Source organism: Candidatus Methylacidiphilum fumarolicum, assembly GCF_949774925.1.
Lineage (GTDB): Bacteria > Verrucomicrobiota > Verrucomicrobiia > Methylacidiphilales > Methylacidiphilaceae > Methylacidiphilum > Methylacidiphilum fumarolicum.
In genome coordinates, this window is record NZ_OX458932.1 from 682,815 (window position 1) to 704,416 (window position 21,602).

Below are 21,602 nucleotides of genomic sequence, written 5' to 3' on the forward strand. Positions count from 1 at the left end.
AGGCAGCTATGAAAGGAGTCACGGTGTCTCATCCTTTGAGATTTCAGCTTAGAATCAATAACATACTGACCATTTTATTGATGTTTGCCATAGTTTGGATAGTCAATTATTTGGGATATAAATATTATTATCGTAAGGATTTCTCCAAAGGGGGCATGTATACTCTTTCTTCCAAAACGATTAATGTTTTAAAGTCTTTACCGGAGCCAGTTAAAATTATCGTTTGTCTCACAAATTCAAAGCTTCAATCCGATATAGACAACCTCCTGAAGGAATATAAATATTATGGAGGCAACAAAATCATTATAGAGCATATCGATCCTGCATTAAATCTTGAAAGAGCTGAAGCACTAGCTAAAAGACTTAAATTTGATTTACAAGAAAATGTTATTATTTTTGAATACAAAAATTTTCATAAGTTTGTAAATGATAATCAACTAGTTGAGTATGATAATTCGGTAGCAATGTTTGGCCAATCCCCTTCCATTAAGGCATTTAAAGGGGAACAACAATTTACAGCAGCTATTTTATCTGTAGTAGAAGGGAAGCCGTCCAAAGTGTACTTTTTGACGGGGCATGGTGAAAGAAACATAGATAATTACAATCAACCGGGAGGCTATGGGATTATTGCAACTCAAATTCGTAAGGAAAATATGGAACCACTGAACCTGAATTTGCTGGAAAGTGGGGCTGTTCCAGAAGATGCTGCAGTTGTGGTCATTGCTGGACCCAAAAATCCTCTCTCTCCTTCTGAACTTCAAGCCATAACCCATTACTTGGATTCCAAAGGTAAATTAATAGTTCTTGAAGGCTCAAACTCCAATTCAGGCTTAGAGCCATTGCTTTCAAAATACGGAATAATCTTTCAAAATGATAAAGTGGTTGCAATTGGAAGACTAGTTGGAGGCCTTGGAGGAGAGATGCTTATCGATAAAGCCGCAGGGACTCATTTTGCCGATCATCCTGCGGTAAAACCAATGATTGGTTATACCCTTCAGCTGCCTGATTGCCGCTCCATAGCCTTGTCGACGGATTCTTCTAATCCTAATGTCAAGAAGGTTACAGCCTTAGTAAAAACTCCAGAGGGATTTTGGGGTGAGGTTAATTGGAAAGAAGAAGAAAGGCCTAAATATGATCCAGGAGTTGATATTCCTGGTCCTCTAATTTTAGCTGCTGTTTATGATGGGGGTGAGGTTCCTGGCAAGGAAGGGATTCATGTTTTCGGAACAAGGATTGCAGCCGTTGGGTCTTCCTCCTTTCTTGCCAATCAGAATATAAAACCTGATGGGGTTGATTTTTTCATTAACTTGCTAAATTGGATGCTTCAGAAAGAAATGGCCCTAGGGATTGCTCCAAAATCTGTTCAGGAATTTGGATTAAGCATTCCAGCTTCCCAAAGACAGACCGTTGCTATGATCTGCTTGATTACCATTCCTTTTGCGTTTTTGGTGCTTGGGGTAGGGATGTATTTTTCTAGAAGAAGATGACCAAAGACAACGAGAAAGAAGATGAAAAATTTTCGTTCAACCCTCATCCTATCTATCATTGTTGCTTTGTTGACTGGATACATTTATTTTTTTGACAAGGGTAAGAAGTCTACGGAAGAAAGGCAAAGAACGGAAAATGAACTTTTTCATATTGAAGCGGGTGAAATAAATTGGTTACAAATTAAATCACCTGGTGAATCCGTTACCTTGGAGAAAAAAGAAAATCAATGGAAGATAATCTCTCCAATTCATGCTGATGCTGATGAAAGGACAATCGATCGGTATCTGATCGATCTTCAATATTTAGAAGTCCGAAGGAAAATTCCCCAGAATGAGATTCCCAGTGGCGATATTTTAAAACAATGGGGATTTTCTAATCCATCTCTAGAAATCTATTTTAAAACTTCAAAAGAAACACACAGTTTGATTGTTGGTCGGAAAACAGCTGTAAGCGAGTTGGTTTATGCAAAAACCTCTACAGGATCCAATGGCCCAATTTATTTGATTAGTTCTAGTATGGCGGAGTCTTTAAAGAAAGGCTTAGATGATTTGCGCAGTCGGGTTGTTTTTCATTTCAATCAGTTTTCGATTGACAAATGCGGGATTAGACAACTCAATGGCCCTTCCTTTTCTGATTATATAGTCTTAAAGAAAGGAAAGCAGTGGGAACTTCAAAAACCTGTTATGGCAAGGGCTGATGGGAGCAAATTAGAGGATTGGTTTAATGAATTGCATTCGCTTCATATTGACAAGTTTATTGCTGATGATGGGTCCAACCTTAATCAATACGGATTAGATAGCCCAAGATATCAAATTTGGATCAATCAGTCAGATAAGAAGGAGGAAGAGAAGCTTTTGGTTGGTAATTCCTTGCCGTCAGATACAAAGGAGCTATATGCGAAAATGGCTTCGAGTAATTCGGTCTTTACGATCCAAGCAGATGCAGTCAATAAGATCGTACAGAATTTTTCAGATATTCGTGACAAGCATGTGTTTCCTACTTTTTCAGAAGAGCAGGTTGAAAAGATATGGTTTCGGAACAAAGACCTCAAATTGGTTTATGTGAAAAAAGGCAGTGATTGGCAAAGTGAAGAAACAGAGAAAGGACTTGCCAATAAAAATAAGGTTAATGAGTTTATAGAGGCGTTACGTAATCTGGAAGCCAAAGATATTAAACAAGAACAGATGGAGGTAAAAGGTTATGGTTTGGAAAATCCCCAAGAGGATATAGAAATTGAATTTAATCCTGGACTAACCACCGACAAATCTCAGCGGGTAGAGCTGTATTTAGGGAAAGATGAAAATGGACTAATCTATGCCAAAAACTCTATTGAACCTTTTGTTTATGCTATTAAGGATTCATTTATCAAAACGCTCCCTAAAGATCCATGGGATTGGAAGGATCTCTCGATTATCCAATTGGATCCTCAAGAAATATCTCAATGGGATGTCATCTCTGGGAATCAATCTTTTACTGTACAGAGAAAAGAGGGGAAGTTTATAGCCACAGGCATATCCGGACTGGATGAAGAGAAAGCCAAAGATTGCCTTGAGTTGTTAGCGCATCTCAAAGCGGTGAGGTGGATTGGGCCTCCTTCTCAGGGAATGGAACTTTCCAAGCCCCAAGCGAAAATTACAATCCATGCCAAAAAGAATTACGTAGTACTCATTGGAGTTGCTTCGCCAACAGGTGGCAGGTATGCTCTCTTGGAAGGCACTCCGATAGCCTTCGAACTAGAGGATTCAGTTTATAAGAGGCTGGTAGAACCACTACATACAAAAACTACTGTGCAGCAAGCTATGCCTCAAGCAGCAAAATAGGCTTTGGCTATGTTGTTCATGACTAAACACAAAAACTAAGGGTGAGGAATACAAATGGTCGATTCTCAGGAAGGATGCGTTGATTCTTCTTCAGCTTTTTGGATTTCTTGATATTTCTTTATGCTTTTAAAGACTAAAATATAGGAAATGGCTGCCAGAGGCAATCCTATGATCAAGGAGCCTATGAACATTGGCCATCCTAAATTATAAATCTCCTGCCAACTTATTAATTGTTTGAGCTCTAGGTGTTGGAGTTTGGACAGTGTCTTATTAAATTGATGGCTATTTTGACCAAGCACAATCAACCCAATTTTATATTCAAGCCACATTAGTCCGGGAACGAAGGGCAAAGCAATATCATGAGCAGCAACACCTACAGCTGCTGCAACCTTACTTGCACGAACAAGCCAAGCTGATACAATAGCTAAAATCGTCTTGAATCCCCAAAAAGGAGTAAATCCATAAAAGACGCCAATAGCAAAACCAAAGGCTATAGAGTGAGCAGATACAGGCAATTTTCGAAGGATGGTATGACTTTTTTTGAAATGATGAGAGACATAGGAAAAAAGATTCTTTTTTTTAGGTTGTGATTTGACAACTCCTTCAGACGATTTCCCCATGTATATAGCAATAAGCCTAGCTTAAAGAATAGCAAGATAGATCTTTGGAAGAAAAAAAAAACTTAAATAAAACTTTTGCTATTCTTTTTTACAAGCGCCATTCAGGAAGATTTCAATAAAGTTGTCAATAACTTCTGTTTCTGAAATCTGTGGAGTCTCTAGTTCGAAAAGAGTATTTGCCACTAGATAATGAGAGATAATACCAATAAAAGCGACAGAGACCAAATAAGGGTTCAATGCTTTGAAAATGTTTCTATCCATTAACATAGAAACATAATTTTCGAGTTTCTTCCGTAATTCCACTACGAAACATTCGCAAAACATTTTTGATAGCTCATGATGCTCAAGAGCGCTGAAATAAAGAAGTCGGAGAAAATCGGAATCTTCTTTAACAGAGCTAAATAATTGGGTAGCTATTTGTTTTAAAAACCCAGGAACCCCTTCCCGGTTCTGCTCAGGATTTTCTAAGTTTTCCTTAAGCACATTGAGCTGATCAATTTTCGATCGAATGATAGCTAGATAAAGATCTTTTTTGGTTGGATAATATCTATAAATTAAGGCCTCGTTAACATTGGCATATTGAGCGATATTTCGGGTGGTGGTGCCTGCAAACCCCTTTTGTGCGAACAGTTTTTTAGCTGCGTTAAGAATTTTTTGTTTTCCAGAGGGGATTTCTCGAGCTTTCTCCATTGACAAGTCCATTTAGGTAAGTAAGTAATCACATACTGATTTCAGTCAACCCTTTATTTATAATTTATCTAAATTTTCGTCTCGAAAAGAAAATTTATGGGCTTTAAACTCTTAAACCGCAAAGAAAGTCGAATTAAGCGGGAAGCTATTGGTTCCTCCTCTTCCTGCGAGCAAGAACCATCTTTGACTACAGTCTCTCAGGGTTCGAAGACAGAGGAGCAAAAGGGTTTGCGTGCATTCCTTATAAAGTCGATTCTCTATGGACTCATCTTTAGTCTAATTTTTTTTCTTGCCTATTTGCTTTTCGAGTATTTCTCATCCTACGAAACCACTGATGATGCCTTTATCGCAGGACATATCATTCGCATCGCTCCCAAAGTTGCTGGCCATGTTGTGGGCTATTATATTGATGACAATATGGATGTTAAAAAAGGACAGCTGTTAATCGAGATTGATCCCAGAGATTATCAATCACGAGTAGCCATTGCTCAAGCCAATAAAGAATGGGCTGAAACGGAGTGGAAAAGAATGAAAGAAATCCTTAGGTCTTCTGCTGTTTCCCAACTTCAAGTGGATGCCGCTTGGGCTGTTAAACTTTCCACCGAAGCCTTTTTAAAGTTCTATGAACTGCAACTTGGTTATACCAGAATTTATGCTCCGGAAGATGGCAGAATAACCATGCGATCGGTCGAAAAAGGACAATACGTCGAGGTGGGACAAACCCTTTTTGATATTGTTCCTCCTGATCTTTGGGTAGTAGCGAATTATAAAGAAACACAGATTACTTTTATGCGTCCTGGTCAAGCAGCTAAAATCCGAATCGATGCCTATCCTCATCATCGCTATAAGGGCCATGTAGATAGTATTCAAAGAGGCAGTGGCGCGCAGTTTAGCCTTCTGCCACCAGAAAATGCAACAGGGAATTATGTTAAAGTGGTCCAGAGAGTACCCGTTAAGATCCTTTTTGATGAACCCCTAGCTAGTGACGAAACAGTTGGTCCTGGTTTCTCTGTTGTTCCAACGGTAGAAGTTGGAAAATTTCATGTAAGCTTCTTTTGGTCTATTGTCCTAATTCTTACTGGCTTTGGAATAGGTGTAGTGCTAGCCTTTATTCTTAAAAATACGAAGAAACAAAGATAGTTTTCTTCTCATTTATTCCCTATTTGCCTCTATTTCGCTTGCATTCTCTTTCCTATCATCCTAGAAAGGATAAAAAAAAGGGAGTTGATCAATAACCAAGGGCATCACATACACTCTCATAGTCAACTACCCTTCTCTGAAAGGAGGGGCTTGTAGGTAGCTATAAGCTGAGTTGCCTAGGGTAAGTTACGGAGCTGTGGCAATGCAAAGAAGTAACTACGTGAGCGATAGGCAAGACCAGATCTACTCCAGGATGCTTACTCAGTCCTGGATCCTGGAAGAAGGGGATCAGGCTGGCGAAAGGCAAAGCGCCGAAGGTTCCCTTCTCCTGTGCAGGCGGCTAGCCGGTCGTGTGCTTTTCCGAGGGGATCGAGTTGGGAACGCCAACTCAGCTCCGTTACTGCCGAAGGACGGATGGAATGTAAGCCTTGGGAAGGGGAGGCTGAGAGAAACCACTTTTCTATCCCCTTATGAATATTTGTGGACCAAGATAGCATTGGAGAAAAGAGATGGGGCAACAGGGGTGGCTTACGATGCCGCGCTATCCCTTCTCGACCTGAAGGACGGGGTTTCCCCCACAATTGGATGACGAAAAGTGATCAAATTAAAATATTTTTCTCTTTTAGACACTAATTTAACATTGCATTTCTTAAAGAAATTTTTCATGGTATAGACCCAAACTGCTATAATCTGAAAGGAAAGAAAGTCCTTTAGCCAAGCTCAATGATTATTATGGAGTGGAACGACTAATGTGGTTTTTTCGGTTCAATAAAGTTAACGAAGAAGAAATAGAACAACGAACGCTTCCCTTTTTAAAATTATCAGCCTTTCCTTCGTTTCCTCTAGCCTCGGTTTTCTTCCTATTGGTCCTATCCTTTTTTTATATTGAAGAAAGCCGTGGTCCAGTCATCTTTGATGACAATGAAGGCCTTTATGCTGGGGCTGCAAAAGAAATGATCCAACGAAATGATTGGATTTTACCAACTGTCAATGGAGTTCCAAGATTACAAAAACCTCCTTTGGTCTACTGGAGCATTCTAATATCTTACAAACTTTTTGGCATCAATGAGTTTGCAGCACGACTTCCTGAAGGCATTGCAACAGTCTTATGGATTATTGGCATCTATCTTCTTGGCAGTGCTATGGGTGGAGAAAAACTTGGACTGTTAGCCTGTCTAATGCTTGGAAGTGCGTTTGGATTTTTCATTTTTACCCACATTTTAATGCCTGAGCCTTTTTTTTCAGCAGCTGTTACCTATGCTATACTCTTTATTTATCTAGGTATAAGGGATGGCCGAAAACGATATTTCCTAGCTGCGTGGTTTGTCATGGCTCTTGGTTCGCTGGCCAAGGGACTGCATGCAGTTTTGTATCCTCTACTCAGTAGTGGACTCTCAGTATTATTTTTCCCCAAACTAAGAAAAAGATGGCTGAACTTGTTTTGGTGGCCTGGCATTGTCCTTTTTTTCCTAATGTTTGTGCCATGGTATGTGGCTATTGAGTATAAAGTGCCCGGCTTTCTCCGTGAGCATTTTTTAAATGAACAGTTCGGGCATGCCCTCAATCATCGGAATCCTCCGGATGCAGGAACAGTACCAATATTGCAGTTTTATCTTGAGCATTTCATTTTCCTGCTTCCTTGGACCCTCTATTTGGGTTCTTTATGGGAACTAAAAGATAAGCCTTTCTTTAAGTGGGAAAGCTCTCTGTTAATTAGTTGGATCCTAACAACCTTTTTGTCTGTGACCTTTTCTTCTTTGCAAGATTACTATGCGATGAGCTGTTGGGGAGCCTTGATTATGATTCTGGCAAAACCTTTTTGTCTTGAACAAAAAGAAACGAAGAATCCTATTTATTTTAGCCTGCCCTCGCTTCTTATTGTACTTATAGGGCTTGGTGGGATCTTAGTAGCACTTTTTATTGATCATAGTAAGGGTATTCATCCTATATGGGCGAAGCCATTGGAAAAAAGAGACACCTTTTTGTCTGCAATATTCGGGTTTTCCTTTAGCACATGGAAAAATTTTGTACCTCTTTTGTATAGGGCATCCTTCAGCTTTTTAATTGGTGGAATAATTGCCTATTGGTTATTTTTGAAAAAAGAAAGATTCCTGGCCGGGATATTTCTTGCCTTCACGATGATTTATCCGCTTCATCAAGCTGGTCAAGGATTTGGCTTGCTCAGTGATTATTTTTCTTCGATGAAGCTAGCTAAAAAAATCAACCATATTATTACTCAGGACGATATTGTTATTTCTGATAGCGAGCCCAATTTTGCTTCGGGTTTGTTTTTTTACTTAAATCATTCTCCGATTTTCTGGGTCCATGCGAATCCAAAGGCAGAATTTGCACAGAGAAGCCTTCATCTAGGTAGTGAATATTATCTAACTGAAAAGGATGTTGAAAATTATTGGAACGGAAAACGAAAAGTGTTTCTTATCACTGAAGAAGTCTCAATGCCTTACTGGGCAGAACGTTTTAAAATAGACGCTGCAAAACTCATTCCGATTGAAAAAAGTGGTACTCGCGTGTTGCTTCTGAACCATAGGAATGAATAAATTATAAATCATGATTTCTAACGAGGATTTTAATAAAGCGTTGAAATTATTTGAAGAAGAAGACCAAAGATGGAAAGAATTTTATGAAAAGATGTCCTTTTCTCAAAAAGTGCAGTTTACATTAGCTGTGGAAGATAAATGGACGAACGAAGTCCCTGGAGGGGAAAGACTTGAAGATGATCCGGAAGATTAATTGCTGGATTGATTCATGACAAAAAGAAAATCTTAAGCTTCTTCTTTAGGTGTTTTTCTCGAACAAATTCGAGCATTTGCCCATTGTAAGATTGGGATAAGATGAATGGGTAAAAGTTTTAATGCTTCTTCGAAATTCACCCAGCGCCACTCGTGGTGTTCAGCTCTTCCAAGTTCTGGGCTTGGCCTAAGTACGGGTTCTCCTTCTTTTAGTTTTGCAATAAAAAATTTACTGATTTTTCCCTTTGAATAGACTTCTGTTTCTTTTGATTCTAGGTTAAAAGGAAATTCAAAACAATTTAAAGTAGTCTCTTCTTCGGTTTCCCGGAGGGCAGCTTCAAAATCTGACTCCCCGCTTTGGATGGTTCCCTTGGGGAAATCCCAGTTCCTATAAGCCCTAAGAAGCAGATAGAAAGGTTTGCCATTTTCTTCTTTATAAATTACAAAGCCTGCAGCTCTAGTTATTTTTTTCATCCAACGTAGATAATGACATGAAATATTTTTCAGTAGAAGTCTTCCTATTAAGGATTATTTTTTATTAAAAAAGATTCTTCCACGAAAATATTTTGAAGATCTTTATTCTATTAGGGCTTCGAAGAGATTTCTTGCCGACTTGTCCCGAGAGGATAAGGGAGATAAGTTAAATCTCCATTCGATTAGCTTTAAAATAGAAGTCGTGTCATAATATTTGGAATTAACTTTGCCTCCTTCGCAGAAAGGGGAAATGAGCAGTGCGGGGATTCTTGGGCCAGGTCCCCAGCGATCATTTTTAGGTGGGGGGACATGGTCCCAAAAACCACCAAATTCATCATAGGTTAGTATAATAAGAAGGTTGTTCCAATAAGGAGAATTTTTTAAAGCTTCTATCAGTTCGATAGCATGTTTTTCTCCTGCTTCAATGGTTGAATACCCAGGGTGCTCGTTGTATCTGCCGAGGGGTTTAACAAAGCATACTTGAGGTAAAGATCCCTTTTTAATATCCAGGAAAAAATCTGTTTCATCTTTAAGGAATTTTTTCTTTGCTTCAGTAGAACCACCGAAATTTTTAAAGTATACGAAGGGCTGATGATGGAACTGGAAAGAGGGATCAGCCCTTCCTTGGAGTGCATCGTTCCAGCCACCCGCATACCATGCCCAAGAAATTCCAGCTTCCGACAGTCTATCCCCGATCGTTGGAATGGTTAATGGAGGGAGTAGATGGGATTCTTTTTGTGTGGAAGAATGGGGTTGGTAGACGCTTTGTACAGTACCTACAACATACCCATCCGGAGTCAATGGCCCTTCTTTTTTAATCCCGATCCATTTTCCTTGATTGTCGAATTCCAGCTTAGATTTTAGTTCCTCAGGAGCCTCTCCCCAATAGGGAGTCTGTGCAGCCACAAGCCATATGTGATTCAAAAAGGAACCCCCAAAGGCTGCCTGAAAAAAATGATCAAGAACGGTGTACTGCTTTGCATAAGCATAGAGGGGTAGAGATTGGCTCTGATAATAGCCCATGGGTAAGCCTCCAGTATTACTCCAAGCTACGAATCGGTTGCATTTACCACCATTTATCTGAAGCTGATTCCTGTAAAAACTATGGATGGGATCAGGTATGGGGCTGTTTATAGTTAAGAAATCATTTAAAAGAAAAGGACCATTGGGCAGAGGTCGAGAGAATCTTTTGTCTATTGTTTTGTTCACAGGATCATAAATAGGAGGCAAAGTTTTGTATGGTAGGCCTTGTTTATCCTCTTGTAGCAAGGCATGTTTTGCATTTGCAATACCATCTACTTTTTCCATGGTACCAAACAAGTTGTCAAAACTGTGGTTTTCTTGGTAAATAATGATGATGTTATGTAGCTGCTCTTTTGAAGGGGCAGCCCTTCCATAAATGGCAAGAATAACCACTGCAATAAAAGAATAAAGTCTCAAGAACCAGCTATGATTATCCATGGAAAAAAATTATTGTTGGTCATTTTTGTAACGAAGAGAATTGAAGAGGCAAAGAAACCATTTTACTTTTTGTTTTATGGTCTAGAAAAGATGCAGAAAAATTTTCTATTTTTTTTATTCTTTTTTCCGGTTGCTTCTCTTTTAGCTCAAACTGCTCCTGTGCCTCAAGTAAAAGATTTACCTCCATTGAGGATATCTAGGGAGCCCAATCCCGCCCAACCGATTCCTGAATTAAAAGTGCCTATAGAAAAATTTTTTAATCAATTGCTACAAGGGGATATACAAAGAGCTTTTCAAGAATTGTTGGTTAATAGTCGATTAGCCTCCCGCAATGAAAATATCAATATGCTTATGGATAAAACCAGCCAAGCAATGTCATACTACGGGAAAGCTGATTCTTTTGATATATATGATTCTAAAGCTTTTGGGAATCGACTTTATGTAGTTACTTATTTGTTAAATCTTGAACTGCAACCTCTTCGCTGGCGATTTGTCTATTACAAGCCAGATAAGGTATGGAAGCTTATTGATATAAGAGTTGATGATGCCCTTGAGGATTTAATTAACAAGTAGCTATTGTGCCGAGAGTTGAGAAATAATAGAAAGAGAATTTCTTTTGGACATTTTTTGTTTCAGTGCTTCTACAACGGCAACGGGAACAAAGGGCGATATATCCCCGCCAAGCCTGCTTATTTCTTTTACTAAAGAAGAGCTTAAATAAATATGGTTATCTTCGGGCATGAGAAAAATGGTTTCGATTTTAGGTTCTAATCTGCGATTCATTAGAGCAAGTTGAAACTCACTTTCAAAATCAGATACCGCGCGAAGCCCGCGAATAATGGCACAACAGCCTAACTGTTTGGCAAAGTCTACGGTGAGGCCAGTGTAAGACAATGCTCTTAAATTTTGGAAGGACAATTCTTTTATTGTTAACTGAACAAGGGAGATGCGTTCTTCTAATTGAAAAAGAGTTTCCTTAGGTGATTGACCTGAAACTCCAATAATCACTTCATCAAACAAACGAACCGCTTTGAGTATGACATCAACATGTCCAAGGGTAATGGGATCGAAGGTTCCTGGATAAAGGACTTTTTTCATGTCTTAGAATACACTCTTTTGATCATTGCTCCTACCGCTAATAGTTTCTCATCAATCTTCTCATATCCTCTATCTATATGATAGACTCGATGGACTTCCGTAGTGTTGTCGGCTACGAGCCCCGCAAGCACGAGAGCTGCTGAAGCCCTGAGGTCTGAAGCCATGACAGGAGCTCCGCTTAACCGTTCTATCCCATAAATGTGTACTTCGTTTTTCAATAGTTCGATATTGGCTCCTAGTCGTTTCAGTTCACTGATATGCATAAACCGGTTTGGAAATATATTTTCGACGACTTTACTCTTTCCGCAGGCAATAGTGGCCATGGCACAAAATTGAGCCTGCATATCAGTTGGGAATCCTGGATAAGAAGAAGTCTCGATTTCAAAAGCTTTGAGTGGGCCAGATCTCGATACCCGTAAACCCTTTTCTTCGACTTGAATGGTTACCCCGCAGTCTCGCAATTTTTCCAGTACGCTGGTCATGTGGTTGACAGGAGCCTGTTCAAGGAATAAATCGCCTTTAGTCATTGCGGCGCCAACGGCAAATGTCCCTGCTTCTATTCTATCTGTAATAATTGTATATTCGCTTCCATGAAGTTCTTTTATCCCTTCGATGATCAAGCGTTGGGAACCGATCCCGCTGATTTTAGCACCCATTGACACAAGAAATTTGGCTAGGTCTTCTACTTCTGGTTCACAGGCAGCCCCCTCTATAATCGTTGTTCCTTCTGATCGGCAAGCAGCCATCATCACGTTATCTGTTCCGAGTACTGTTGAGCCATAAGGACCTCTTAAATTGATAGTAGTGCCTCGCAGCTGCCCGCCCTGAGCCACAACATCACCTTTGATGATATCGATATTGGCTCCTAGCTTTTGGAGTCCAGAAATGTGAAGATCAATAGGTCTATCTCCAATCACACACCCTCCTGGTAAAGAGACCCTAGCTTTTCCACATCGAGCTATGAGGGGGCCAAGAATGCAAATGGAGGCTCGCATTTTTCGGACCAAGTCATAGGGGGCTATCCAATTAATAATCTTATTCTTGACTCTTACCGTTCCCTTTTCGTAATGAACCTGAGCACCCAGAAATTTTAGAATTTCCAACATATACCGTATATCACTGAGATCGGGAACTCGATGAATGATACATTCTTCCGGTGTCAGGAGCGTTGCAGCCAGGATAGGAAGAGCAGAATTTTTTGATCCACTGATAGTAACTTTTCCAATGAGAGGATTCCCCCCTTTAATAACAAATTTATCCACGATATTTTCCTATAACAACTCGCTCCATTTGGGAAAGATCTTTTTTTACTTGGACAACAGAAAAACCATGGTCTACTAAAAGTTGCTTGACTGGAAGAAACTGCCCATCTCCTATCTCCAGGATAAGATAACGACACCTGTTTTTTGCTTGAGGAATGAATTTTCTGATCAACTCCAAACCGTCCTTCCCTCCATCTAGAGCAATACGAGGCTCAAATTGTATTTCTGGAGAAAGCTGAGGAATGATTTCTGAGGGAAGGTAGGGAAGATTAGCAATCATCAGCTCAAAAAAATCACAAGGAGGCCTATCCAATAAGTTATCCTGATAAAAGAAAAGATTTTTTAATTTCTTTTTATTTTTTTCAGCTATTTGAAGGGCATTACTACAGATATCTGTACCGTAAAAGGATAAGTTTGGATAAGCCTGAGCAATCGTCACTGCAATGGCTCCACTGCCTGTTCCAATATCAAGAACAGGCCCCGTAAGCCTAGGGAGTAATTCCATGGCAGACTCCACGACGAATTCCGTCTCTGGTCTTGGAATAAGAACGGCAGGAGAAATCCAAAATTTTTCTCCATAAAATAAACTATAACCGAGTATATAGGCAACCGGTTCCCCCCTTGCCCTTCTTTCCACTCTTTCCCAGATAAGATCGGCGATTTTTGATTCCAATGAGGAGGATGGATTGGTATACAGAGCAAGTCTGTCGATTTGGAGAGCGTCGGAAAAAATCAGTTCGCAAGAAAGCCTAGGAGAGTCTATATTTTTTTCTTCTAAATACGCTAGGGCTTTTTTAAACAATTGACGGCTTTCGGTCATCTTCCGTAGCAGTGAAAGGGATGTTTTCTTCGGCTAGTTCTTGAGCGATTCTACTAGCGACTTCTTTTTGAATTAACTGATCGATTATCGGATCGATATCCCCGTCAAGAAAAGATTGTAAATTATAAAGAGTGATAGGAATTCTATGATCAGTAACTCGTCCTTGAGGGAAATTGTAAGTCCGTATTTTTTCTGTCCGTTCTCCACTGCCCACCATACTTTTTCTTTCCATAGCACGTTTTTGAGCTTCTTCTTCTTCTTTTTTGGAAAGAAGTCTTGCTTTAAGGATTTTGAGTGCTTTTTCTCTGTTTTTTAATTGAGATCTCTCATCTTGGCATCTGACCATAATTCCTGAAGGAATGTGAAAAATCTGAACAGCCGAATCTGTTGTGTTGACTCCTTGACCCCCGGGGCCTCCGGCTCTGCAGACTTCAATCCGCAAATCTTCAGGTTTTATATTTAATTCGATTTCTTCTGGTTCCAACAGGACAGCCACTGTTGCTGTTGAAGTGTGGATTCTTCCTTGAGATTCTGTTGCGGGAACTCTTTGGACTCTATGCACTCCACTTTCATATTTCAATTTTTTGAAAGCCTCTTTTCCTTGGATTGAAAATATAATTTCTTTTAGCCCTCCTAATTCGCTAGGATGAAAATGGAGCAACTCCTGCTTCCAACCTTTTTTTTCGGCATATTTACTATACATTCTATAAAGATCAGAAGCAAAAAGGGCAGCTTCTTCTCCTCCCGTTCCCGCTCGAATTTCAATAATCAGGTTTTTCGAACTTTTTTCTTCTTCCGAGGGGAAAAGCGAAGAAAGCACAGCTACTGTAAGTTCATGTATTTTTTGGTCCAGCTTTTCTATTTCGTGTTGGGCTAATTCTTGGAGTTCTACGTCGGCTGTTTCTTTTGTCAGACTAACAACAGAAGCCTTTGCTTCTTGAAGTGTTGTTAACTGACCATAAAGATCCAGTATTTCTTTTAAGCGAGTGTGTTCTCTAGCCATTTCAATAGTTTTGGCTGGATTGCTGCTATAGAGGTCTTCCTTAGAAAGTTCTGTCTGGAGTTTATCGAACTTTTTTTGAATTTTTTCAATATATCGTTCTAAACACATGTGAATGTTTTATAAATGGAAAGGACAAGAGGAAAGAATAAGTAAGCAAAGGCTTAGCGTACTTATCAACGGGAAGTCATTGGCTAAAACTACTTATTCTTTTTCTTTCTATTCGCTGCATCACCTAGAAAAGAAACCTTTCCAAAACGTCTTGCAAATTTCTCTACTCTACCGGCAGTATCGACAAATTTTTGCTGCCCAGTAAATAGGGGATGACAGGAAGCACATATTCCTATCCTAATAGAAGGTTTTGTGGATTTGGTTGTATAAACTGCTCCACACGCACAACTAATCGTTGTTTCTTGATAATTTGGGTGAATTCCTTTTTTCATTTAAACTAAAATATTCTTTTTTTGTTAGTCAATCAAATCTTTTTATAATCAGACTGGCATTATGTCCGCCAAAGCCAAAGGAATTGTTCATGGCGATATTCACTTTTTGTCTCCGTGCTACATTAGGTACATAATCAAGATCGCAGAGTGGATCAGGTTCTTCTAGATTGATTGTTGGGGGGATGACCCCTTCTTGAATGGTTTTAATGCATGCGATCAATTCCACAGCTCCAGCAGCTCCTAAAAGATGGCCTGTCATCGACTTCGTAGAGCTTATTGGTATGGAATAAGCATGTTTACCGAACGCTTTTTTTATTGCCATCGTTTCACAAATATCTCCGGGGATGGTACTTGTCGCATGGGCGTTAATATAATCGATGTCTTGAGGATTGAGGTGCGCTTTTCTCATAGCCATCTCCATCGCTCGAGTCGCCCCTTCTCCGGAGGGATCAGGCGCAGTAATATGATGTGCATCGGCAGATAGGCCATAGCCGATGATCTCTGCATAAATAGGAGCGTTTCTTTTTTTAGCGTGCTCCAACTCTTCCAAAACAACCACTCCAGCCCCTTCGCTTAATACGAACCCATCGCGGTGTCTATCAAAGGGTCGCGAAGCTTTTTGCGGTTCGTTGTTTCGTAGGCTGAGGGCTTTCATATTGGAAAATCCTGCAACTCCTAAAGGCACGATCGAGGCTTCTGATCCACCAGCAACGATGATATCGGCATCACTAACCTGGATCATGCGAAAAGCTTCGCCAATTGAATGAGCAGCAGAGGCACAGGCAGTTACGATAGAAAAATTAGGACCTTGTAAATTGTATTCTATAGCTATCATGCCTGAAGCCATATTAGAAATCATCATTGGAATCATGAGAGGACTACATCGGGAAGGTCCTTTAGTCAGCAAAATGGTGTGTTGATCCTCCAATGTTTTCAAACCACCAATGCCAGAACTCACAATTACCCCTATTTTCGTGGGGTCTTCTCTATCGAAATCGAGGCCACTGCTTTCAATGGCTTCCTTTGCTGCAGCCATTGCAAACTGGACGAAGCGGTCAGCTCTTCGAGCATCTTTGGGATTTTTAAAGTAGTTACTTGGATTAAAGTTTCTTACTTCTCCACCAAACTTGCAATCAAAAGCTTGAGTGTCAAAAGCGGTGATGACCCCAATGCCACTTTTCCCGTTTATAAGGCTTGTCCAGAATTCTTGGACACAGTTGCCATTTGGAGAGACTAACCCCATCCCGCTTATGATCACTCGCCTCTTACTCATACACTGTGCTTTTGGCTTCTTTTCAATCTTTTTAGCTTTCTTCTTCTTCTAGGTTTTCTTCGATGTACCGAATGACATCTCCTACAGTTTGTAGTTTTTCAGCTTCTTCATCCGGCACTTCAACGTTGAATTCTTCTTCAAAGGCCATAACCAGCTCAACTGTATCTAGAGAATCTGCTCCCAAATCCTCTATGAATCTGGCTTTGGGAGTAACCTGTTCAGGATTGACTCCAAGCTGCTCTACAATAATGTTTTTCACTCTTTCTTCGATCGATTTTTTTTCTGCCATATTTTCCTCCATAATGAGATTTATCTCCTTTATGTAAAAATTTTTTCTATCAGCCAATAGCATTTATGCTAACAATCCTCCATCAATGATAAAACTTTGTCCGGTAATATAATCTCCTCCAGGCCCAAGCAAGAAAACTGCTAATTTTGCAACTTCTTCTGCTTTGCCAAACCTTCCTAAAGGAATTTCTTTGAGTATTTTTTCTTTTCTTTCAAGAGAAAGATGTTCCGTCATGTCGGTTTCTATAAAACCCGGACAGATGGCATTGCAAGTTATGCCTCGAGGTCCCAATTCTTTGGCAACAGTTTTGGTTAGCCCAATTAGTCCTGCTTTGGATGCAGCATAATTGGCTTGCCCTGGAATACCTGTCAAGCCAGAAATAGAACTGATATTTATAATTTTGCCATAATTTCTTGAAAGAAAATGCTTTCCTACAAATTTTATCATAAAAAAAGAGGCCTTTAAATTAAGATCCATAACACTATCCCAATCTGCTTCACTCATGCGTAAAAGCAATCTATCCTCTGTTTTCCCTGCATTATTAACCAAGAAATCTATTTGTCCAAATTCATTCAAAATATCATCAATAGTTTTCTTCAACTGTGAAATTTCAGAAATGTCAAGAGCATAACCTTTGGTACGGATGCCTAAATTTTGCAACATTTTTTCTGTTTGTTCTACATGTATAGGATTTTTACTAATAAAAGCAATAGAGGTCCCCATAAGTGCTAATTCCATGGCAATGGCTTTGCCTATACCTCGGCTTGCCCCGGTAATTAAAGCAACTTTATCTTTAAAGTTCATTTTTTAATTCATCCATCGTTTCTACATTCGAAATAGTCAAGCATCGGATTGCAGGATCTATTCTTTTTAAAAAACTGCCAAATATTTTTCTAGGTGAAATTTCGATAAAAAGTTCGATGTCTAATTTAAGCATAAAATGCAAACTTTCTTCCCAAAGGACTGGATGGCAAATTTGTTTGCTTAGACTCTGGCGAAGTTCCTCAATTGTTTGAGCAACGGAAGCGGTTGCGTTGGATATAACCGGAATGGAAGGAATGTAGAGAGTGAGATTTTTGAGAAGTTCGAAGAATGCCATGGAAGCTTCTTCCATATACCGGCTATGAAAGGGGCCAGAAACATCAAGAGGAATGACCTTTTTAATTTTAGCTTCACGAGCCAGTTTTATGGCCTCTGCGATGGAACTATGGGATCCACTGAGCACTTGTTGGTCAGCAGCATTGTAGTTGGCTACCTGGCATCCTGACATCTGGGCAATAGATTCAGCCTGTTTTCTTGTAGATCCAATCAAAGCAACCATCGTCCCTGGATGCTTTTGAGAGGCTTCCTGAATGAGTCGTGCTCTTTCTCCCACAAGTTTCAGTGCCGTTTTATAATCAAAAGCTCCACAAGCTGCATAAGCTGTTAGTTCGCCAAGTGATAGCCCTGAGGCGCCAACGAGCTCCAGTCTAGGTATTTCTTTACGCAAGATCGTGTAAAGAGCATATCCAAAAACAAAGAGAGCAGGTTGGCAGTGATAGGTTTTCGTCAACTCCGATTCCGGTCCATGGAAAGAAATAGTGGACAAAGGGAAACCAAGCTGTTGTTCAGCTTCTAAATAAAGGTCCTGGACAAGGGGGTAACGATCGAAAAAATCTTTACCCATTCCTACTTTTTGAGCGCCTTGTCCACAGAAAAGTATTCCTATCCGCATGGTTAGATGAAAAAAATAGACGACTCTTATTTTTGGTCAAACCTTATTCGAAATGAAATTAATTTTTTACCCCTATTTTTGGACAAAGCTCGTTTAGTTCACAATGAGGGCAATCTGGATTTCTTGCTTTACATCTTTTTCTGCCATGCCAGATTATGAGATTACTGAATTCAGTCCAACTTTCCTTTGGAATGCAACGCATTAAATCTTGTTCAATCTTTTCTGGTTGTTTTTCTTGAGTCAATCCTAATCGAAAACTCACCCGGCTTACATGCGTATCGACAACTATGCCATCGTTAATTCCAAAGGCGTTCCCTAAAACCACATTAGCCGTTTTCCTTCCGACACCGGGCAAGTTGACTAGTTTTTCCATTTGAGAAGGTACCTCGCCATTGCATTGGGAAGCAAGAATCTGACAAGCGTTTTTTATATTTTTGGCTTTCGTTTTGTAGAATCCCAAACTATGAATGGCATTTTCTAGCTCTTCAATAGGGGCGGCCGCGTAGTCGGCTGCAGTATGGTATTTTTGAAAAAGCTTGGCGGTTACCAGATTGACTTGTTCATCAGTGCAGCGCGCTGAAAGAATCGTCGCAATGAGAAGTTCTAAAGGATTTCGGAAAAAAAGAGCAGGCTTTGCATTTGGATAAGTCTCTCTCAGTATAGATAGAATCTTTTTTATTCGCTCTGATTCATTGAATTTCTCTAAGTTAAGAGAAGGATTAGTTTTTCGGGGCATAATCTTTTATCGTGTTCATTAAAAATCACTGGTCTTATTGAGCAATCAGGTCATAATCTTTGAAATCTACAATCTTGACCTCTGCAAATTGACCAGGGGGTAAGCTCAAAGGCACATGCACCAGTGTGTCCACTTCGGGAGCATCCCATTGACTTCTAGCTAAACCTGGGCGATCAATCAATACCTTTAATTTCTTTCCGATTGCTCCTCTGTTTTTTTCCCTAACGATCGCTTTTTGTAATTCCATAATCTTTTTTGCGCGTCTTTTTTTTACTTTTTCGGCAACTTGATCCATCATTTTTTCAGCTTTTGTCCCTTCCTCTGGAGAGTAAGGGAAGACACCAAGCCTGTCAAATTTGAACTCGCAAATAAAATCACATAGTTTTTGATAATCTTCTTCAGATTCTCCAGGAAAACCAACAATAAGGGTGGTTCTGATAGCAGCCTCCTTTACTTTCTTCCTGATTTCGAATAGCAGCTCTCGAAGATAGGCTTCTGATGTTTTGCGTTGCATCCTCCCTAGTACTGGATCAGAAATGTGTTGAATGGGAATATCAATATACTTTGCTATTTTTTTGGAGGAGCTGAACTTTTCTATGAGCGCTTCTGTCCAATGGGCAGGATGGGTATATAAAAGGCGAATCCAGAAATCACCAGGTATCGCTTCTAAACCACTTAAAAGATCCACCAATAGGGAAACTTTCTGAGTGGATTGATCGATTCCGTAGAAGGTCGTATCCTGAGAAATCAAGATGATTTCTTTTGTTCCTCTTTCTACCATGGCAGATGCTTCCTTCAGTACTGAATCAATCGAACGACTCCGGTAGCGTCCTCTAATTTTTGGGATGATACAAAAAGTACATGGATGATTACATCCCTCCGCTATCTTTAAATAGCTGAAATGGGGAGGAGTGAGTTTTAGTCGTGGATGATCGAAATCAGGTATGAACTTTGGTGACTGAGCAAGAGGAATGGAGTCAGAAAGGGGAGTATTGCGATCAATTAACTCTTTTAAATGAGAATCAATATTCGGAATTTCATCAAGCCCAAGAAAAAGATCAACTTCAGGAAGCAAAGAAGACAGTTCCTTTCCGTACCGCTGGAAAAGGCAGCCTGTCACCACAATTTTCTGTTTTGTTGCTCCCGTCTCTCTTCGATGGATAGCGGCCAGAATTGTCTCAATAGATTCTTTTTTTGCCGGCAAAATAAACCCGCAGGTATTAATTAATAAGATATCCGCTCGGTGTGGAGAAGCCGTTAAGGAAGCTCCAGCATCCAGAAGTTTGCCGAGCATTACTTCTGAATCCACGAGATTTTTAGAGCAGCCCAAGGAGATCATCGCAATGCTTATGCCTGAAAGAGTCGAGTTCATGGAAAATCAATGGATCTTTTAAGAATTTTGTTAAAAAAAATTAGCATTATGGAGTGGTTGGAATAATGATGTCTTGAGTTGCATCCCCCGCTGAAGCAATAGATACACTTTTCCCATCGAGTATAAATTCAACTTGAGATATATTGGAAGCACGAATTTGGAACCTTGGACCAATAAATTCTTTTCGTTCCCCTCCGTGCAGAACCCCTGAAAAAACCTGCCTGGGTTTGCCTCCTTCGATGACTTGAATGAAAATCCAAGAATCTTTCCTAGCTTGGACAACTAGTTTATAATTTTTTTCTGCAAAAGAAACAGCTGGCTCATCGGCACTCTCCTCCTCATCCTCTGCTGCGTCTGAATTTGTCTCTATTGTCCCATCTTTGCTTCTAGGTTGATCTTCAATGTTAGGAATAGGTTCCGGGCTAACAGGCAAGGCTCTCATAACCTTAACATTATCGGAGGTAGAGCCATTTTCTTTGTTCGGTGGAATGGGAGAGGAAGGAGGAGAAGAAGGTGAAGGAGGAGAAGATTCTGCAGTTGGGATAGGATGAATAGGAGTGGCTCTTTTTACAGTTTCATTTCCAACTTTAGAAAGATCGACTGGAGCTTCTTGGGTTGGTTGTTCTTTCCTAACAGGTTCAAGGATAGGAGGTTTAAGCTCTGGACTTTTTCGAACCATCTCTTCAGGAGAAGAGCTTTTGCCTGGGCCATGTCGAAAAGAAGTGACTTGATAAATTCTGTATACTCCAATTCCGCACATTAGAAGGAAAAGAAGGAAAGCAAAGAAAAAGGCGATTCGTTGTGGCGTAAAGAAAGGTTCTTTTTGTAGGGGTGTCTCCACATATTTTACGGGAAGAGTCATTAATAAAGAGGTAGTTTCTTCTTCCTTAGAACCAAAAATATTATCTAGTTCATTTAAAAGCGGCCTCTCATCCATACCTAAGGTTTTTGCATAGATTCTTACGAAGCCACGAACTTGAGCCGAAGCCGGAATTTTGTCATATTGATCTTGTTCCAAGGCTACGAGTTGTTCTGGAAGAATTTTTGTTATTTTTGAAACTGTTTGTAACGAAAGGCCTTGGGCCTCACGAGCAGCTCGGAGCCTTTGGCCTATTGTTTGTTTCATTCCCTGTTCCATAAATTCTTCTTTCT

The 21,602-nt window shown here is 39.9% G+C and carries 23 protein-coding genes; 7 read left to right on the top strand and 16 right to left on the bottom strand.

The window, feature by feature from the left end; translation table 11 throughout:
- Nucleotides 1-8 precede the first annotated feature (8 nt).
- The gene (locus QOL44_RS03040; protein WP_009061014.1) at nucleotides 9-1,487 is read left to right on the top strand and encodes a GldG family protein; all 1,479 of its coding nucleotides are present in this window, start codon (nucleotides 9-11) and stop codon (nucleotides 1,485-1,487) included.
- A 21-nt stretch (nucleotides 1,488-1,508) separates the two neighbouring features.
- The gene (locus QOL44_RS03045) at nucleotides 1,509-3,308 is read left to right on the top strand and encodes a DUF4340 domain-containing protein (RefSeq protein ID WP_009061012.1); all 1,800 of its coding nucleotides are present in this window, start codon (nucleotides 1,509-1,511) and stop codon (nucleotides 3,306-3,308) included.
- Between the two features lie 65 nt (nucleotides 3,309-3,373).
- Here QOL44_RS03045 and QOL44_RS03050 read toward each other — a convergent pair whose 3' ends face one another.
- Nucleotides 3,374-3,928 (bottom strand): DUF2062 domain-containing protein, encoded by a 555-nt coding sequence (locus tag QOL44_RS03050; RefSeq protein WP_009061010.1) that lies wholly within the window; start codon nucleotides 3,926-3,928, stop codon nucleotides 3,374-3,376.
- Between the two features lie 78 nt (nucleotides 3,929-4,006).
- Nucleotides 4,007-4,630, bottom strand: a complete 624-nt coding sequence (locus QOL44_RS03055; protein WP_244230910.1) for a TetR/AcrR family transcriptional regulator — start codon at nucleotides 4,628-4,630, stop codon at nucleotides 4,007-4,009.
- 84 nt (nucleotides 4,631-4,714) lie between these two features.
- Between QOL44_RS03055 and QOL44_RS03060 the strand changes: the two genes are divergently transcribed.
- From QOL44_RS03060 to QOL44_RS03075, 4 genes are all read left to right on the top strand, one after another.
- Nucleotides 4,715-5,758: an HlyD family secretion protein gene (locus QOL44_RS03060; protein ID WP_009061006.1), complete on the top strand. Its 1,044-nt coding sequence runs from the start codon at nucleotides 4,715-4,717 to the stop codon at nucleotides 5,756-5,758.
- 202 nt (nucleotides 5,759-5,960) lie between these two features.
- Nucleotides 5,961-6,347 carry a hypothetical protein gene (locus tag QOL44_RS03065; protein ID WP_134372622.1) on the top strand — a complete coding sequence of 129 codons (387 nt, stop codon included), beginning with the start codon at nucleotides 5,961-5,963 and terminating at the stop codon, nucleotides 6,345-6,347.
- A gap of 148 nt (nucleotides 6,348-6,495) precedes the next feature.
- Nucleotides 6,496-8,316, top strand: coding sequence for an ArnT family glycosyltransferase (locus QOL44_RS03070; RefSeq protein WP_228343273.1), 1,821 nt, complete (start codon nucleotides 6,496-6,498; stop codon nucleotides 8,314-8,316).
- 10 nt (nucleotides 8,317-8,326) lie between these two features.
- Complete coding sequence (locus QOL44_RS03075; protein ID WP_009061000.1) at nucleotides 8,327-8,509, top strand: hypothetical protein; 183 nt, start codon at nucleotides 8,327-8,329, stop codon at nucleotides 8,507-8,509.
- Between the two features lie 32 nt (nucleotides 8,510-8,541).
- Here QOL44_RS03075 and QOL44_RS03080 read toward each other — a convergent pair whose 3' ends face one another.
- Nucleotides 8,542-8,982 (bottom strand): NUDIX domain-containing protein, encoded by a 441-nt coding sequence (locus QOL44_RS03080; RefSeq protein ID WP_009060999.1) that lies wholly within the window; start codon nucleotides 8,980-8,982, stop codon nucleotides 8,542-8,544.
- 102 nt (nucleotides 8,983-9,084) lie between these two features.
- Nucleotides 9,085-10,443, bottom strand: a complete 1,359-nt coding sequence (locus tag QOL44_RS03085; protein ID WP_009060998.1) for an alkaline phosphatase family protein — start codon at nucleotides 10,441-10,443, stop codon at nucleotides 9,085-9,087.
- Here QOL44_RS03085 and QOL44_RS03090 point away from each other — a divergent pair.
- The gene (locus QOL44_RS03090) at nucleotides 10,432-11,016 is read left to right on the top strand and encodes a hypothetical protein (RefSeq protein ID WP_009060997.1); all 585 of its coding nucleotides are present in this window, start codon (nucleotides 10,432-10,434) and stop codon (nucleotides 11,014-11,016) included. The genes QOL44_RS03085 and QOL44_RS03090 overlap by 12 nt on opposite strands.
- On the opposite strand, the gene coaD is transcribed toward QOL44_RS03090, so the two are convergent.
- The 12 genes from coaD to QOL44_RS03150 form a co-directional block, all read right to left on the bottom strand.
- Nucleotides 11,017-11,541 (bottom strand): pantetheine-phosphate adenylyltransferase, encoded by a 525-nt coding sequence (gene coaD / locus QOL44_RS03095; protein ID WP_009060996.1) that lies wholly within the window; start codon nucleotides 11,539-11,541, stop codon nucleotides 11,017-11,019. It lies immediately after the preceding gene.
- Nucleotides 11,538-12,803: a UDP-N-acetylglucosamine 1-carboxyvinyltransferase gene (gene murA / locus QOL44_RS03100; protein ID WP_009060995.1), complete on the bottom strand. Its 1,266-nt coding sequence runs from the start codon at nucleotides 12,801-12,803 to the stop codon at nucleotides 11,538-11,540. The genes coaD and murA overlap by 4 nt, the downstream gene beginning before the upstream one ends.
- Nucleotides 12,796-13,623 carry a peptide chain release factor N(5)-glutamine methyltransferase gene (prmC, locus tag QOL44_RS03105; protein WP_009060994.1) on the bottom strand — a complete coding sequence of 276 codons (828 nt, stop codon included), beginning with the start codon at nucleotides 13,621-13,623 and terminating at the stop codon, nucleotides 12,796-12,798. The genes murA and prmC overlap by 8 nt, the downstream gene beginning before the upstream one ends.
- Nucleotides 13,598-14,734 carry a peptide chain release factor 1 gene (gene prfA / locus QOL44_RS03110; protein WP_009060992.1) on the bottom strand — a complete coding sequence of 379 codons (1,137 nt, stop codon included), beginning with the start codon at nucleotides 14,732-14,734 and terminating at the stop codon, nucleotides 13,598-13,600. Before prfA ends, prmC begins: the two co-directional genes overlap by 26 nt.
- Nucleotides 14,735-14,823: 89 nt before the next feature.
- A complete protein-coding gene (rpmE, locus tag QOL44_RS03115) occupies nucleotides 14,824-15,066 on the bottom strand; it encodes a 50S ribosomal protein L31 (RefSeq protein WP_009060990.1) in 243 nt (80 codons plus the stop codon).
- A gap of 28 nt (nucleotides 15,067-15,094) precedes the next feature.
- Nucleotides 15,095-16,339 carry a beta-ketoacyl-ACP synthase II gene (gene fabF, locus QOL44_RS03120; protein WP_009060988.1) on the bottom strand — a complete coding sequence of 415 codons (1,245 nt, stop codon included), beginning with the start codon at nucleotides 16,337-16,339 and terminating at the stop codon, nucleotides 15,095-15,097.
- A 31-nt stretch (nucleotides 16,340-16,370) separates the two neighbouring features.
- The gene (locus QOL44_RS03125; protein ID WP_009060986.1) at nucleotides 16,371-16,640 is read right to left on the bottom strand and encodes an acyl carrier protein; all 270 of its coding nucleotides are present in this window, start codon (nucleotides 16,638-16,640) and stop codon (nucleotides 16,371-16,373) included.
- Nucleotides 16,641-16,691: 51 nt separating this feature from the next.
- On the bottom strand, nucleotides 16,692-17,432 hold the full coding sequence (locus QOL44_RS03130; protein WP_009060985.1) for a 3-oxoacyl-ACP reductase family protein: 741 nt from the start codon (nucleotides 17,430-17,432) through the stop codon (nucleotides 16,692-16,694).
- Complete coding sequence (locus QOL44_RS03135) at nucleotides 17,422-18,342, bottom strand: ACP S-malonyltransferase (RefSeq protein ID WP_009060983.1); 921 nt, start codon at nucleotides 18,340-18,342, stop codon at nucleotides 17,422-17,424. The genes QOL44_RS03130 and QOL44_RS03135 overlap by 11 nt, the downstream gene beginning before the upstream one ends.
- Nucleotides 18,343-18,400: 58 nt before the next feature.
- On the bottom strand, nucleotides 18,401-19,078 hold the full coding sequence (gene nth, locus QOL44_RS03140; protein ID WP_009060981.1) for an endonuclease III: 678 nt from the start codon (nucleotides 19,076-19,078) through the stop codon (nucleotides 18,401-18,403).
- A gap of 34 nt (nucleotides 19,079-19,112) precedes the next feature.
- Nucleotides 19,113-20,450, bottom strand: coding sequence for a 30S ribosomal protein S12 methylthiotransferase RimO (gene rimO, locus QOL44_RS03145; RefSeq protein ID WP_009060979.1), 1,338 nt, complete (start codon nucleotides 20,448-20,450; stop codon nucleotides 19,113-19,115).
- Nucleotides 20,451-20,496: 46 nt separating this feature from the next.
- The gene (locus QOL44_RS03150) at nucleotides 20,497-21,576 is read right to left on the bottom strand and encodes a helix-turn-helix domain-containing protein (RefSeq protein ID WP_228343272.1); all 1,080 of its coding nucleotides are present in this window, start codon (nucleotides 21,574-21,576) and stop codon (nucleotides 20,497-20,499) included.
- Nucleotides 21,577-21,602 lie beyond the last annotated feature (26 nt).

Bases quoted from the DNA above. Each gene is read 5' to 3' on its own strand.
- QOL44_RS03040 (WP_009061014.1), top strand. From the start codon at position 9: ATGAAAGGAGTCACGGTGTCTCATCCTTTGAGATTTCAGCTTAGAATC.
- QOL44_RS03045 (WP_009061012.1), top strand. From the start codon at position 1,509: ATGAAAAATTTTCGTTCAACCCTCATCCTATCTATCATTGTTGCTTTG.
- QOL44_RS03050 (WP_009061010.1), bottom strand. From the start codon at position 3,928: ATGGGGAAATCGTCTGAAGGAGTTGTCAAATCACAACCTAAAAAAAAG.
- QOL44_RS03055 (WP_244230910.1), bottom strand. From the start codon at position 4,630: ATGGACTTGTCAATGGAGAAAGCTCGAGAAATCCCCTCTGGAAAACAA.
- QOL44_RS03060 (WP_009061006.1), top strand. From the start codon at position 4,715: ATGGGCTTTAAACTCTTAAACCGCAAAGAAAGTCGAATTAAGCGGGAA.
- QOL44_RS03065 (WP_134372622.1), top strand. From the start codon at position 5,961: ATGCAAAGAAGTAACTACGTGAGCGATAGGCAAGACCAGATCTACTCC.
- QOL44_RS03075 (WP_009061000.1), top strand. From the start codon at position 8,327: ATGATTTCTAACGAGGATTTTAATAAAGCGTTGAAATTATTTGAAGAA.
- QOL44_RS03080 (WP_009060999.1), bottom strand. From the start codon at position 8,982: ATGAAAAAAATAACTAGAGCTGCAGGCTTTGTAATTTATAAAGAAGAA.
- QOL44_RS03090 (WP_009060997.1), top strand. From the start codon at position 10,432: ATGATTATCCATGGAAAAAAATTATTGTTGGTCATTTTTGTAACGAAG.
- QOL44_RS03085 (WP_009060998.1), bottom strand. From the start codon at position 10,443: ATGGATAATCATAGCTGGTTCTTGAGACTTTATTCTTTTATTGCAGTG.
- coaD (WP_009060996.1), bottom strand. From the start codon at position 11,541: ATGAAAAAAGTCCTTTATCCAGGAACCTTCGATCCCATTACCCTTGGA.
- prmC (WP_009060994.1), bottom strand. From the start codon at position 13,623: ATGACCGAAAGCCGTCAATTGTTTAAAAAAGCCCTAGCGTATTTAGAA.
- prfA (WP_009060992.1), bottom strand. From the start codon at position 14,734: ATGTGTTTAGAACGATATATTGAAAAAATTCAAAAAAAGTTCGATAAA.
- rpmE (WP_009060990.1), bottom strand. From the start codon at position 15,066: ATGAAAAAAGGAATTCACCCAAATTATCAAGAAACAACGATTAGTTGT.
- fabF (WP_009060988.1), bottom strand. From the start codon at position 16,339: ATGAGTAAGAGGCGAGTGATCATAAGCGGGATGGGGTTAGTCTCTCCA.
- QOL44_RS03125 (WP_009060986.1), bottom strand. From the start codon at position 16,640: ATGGAGGAAAATATGGCAGAAAAAAAATCGATCGAAGAAAGAGTGAAA.
- QOL44_RS03130 (WP_009060985.1), bottom strand. From the start codon at position 17,432: ATGAACTTTAAAGATAAAGTTGCTTTAATTACCGGGGCAAGCCGAGGT.
- QOL44_RS03135 (WP_009060983.1), bottom strand. From the start codon at position 18,342: ATGCGGATAGGAATACTTTTCTGTGGACAAGGCGCTCAAAAAGTAGGA.
- nth (WP_009060981.1), bottom strand. From the start codon at position 19,078: ATGCCCCGAAAAACTAATCCTTCTCTTAACTTAGAGAAATTCAATGAA.
- rimO (WP_009060979.1), bottom strand. From the start codon at position 20,450: ATGAACTCGACTCTTTCAGGCATAAGCATTGCGATGATCTCCTTGGGC.
- QOL44_RS03150 (WP_228343272.1), bottom strand. From the start codon at position 21,576: ATGAAACAAACAATAGGCCAAAGGCTCCGAGCTGCTCGTGAGGCCCAA.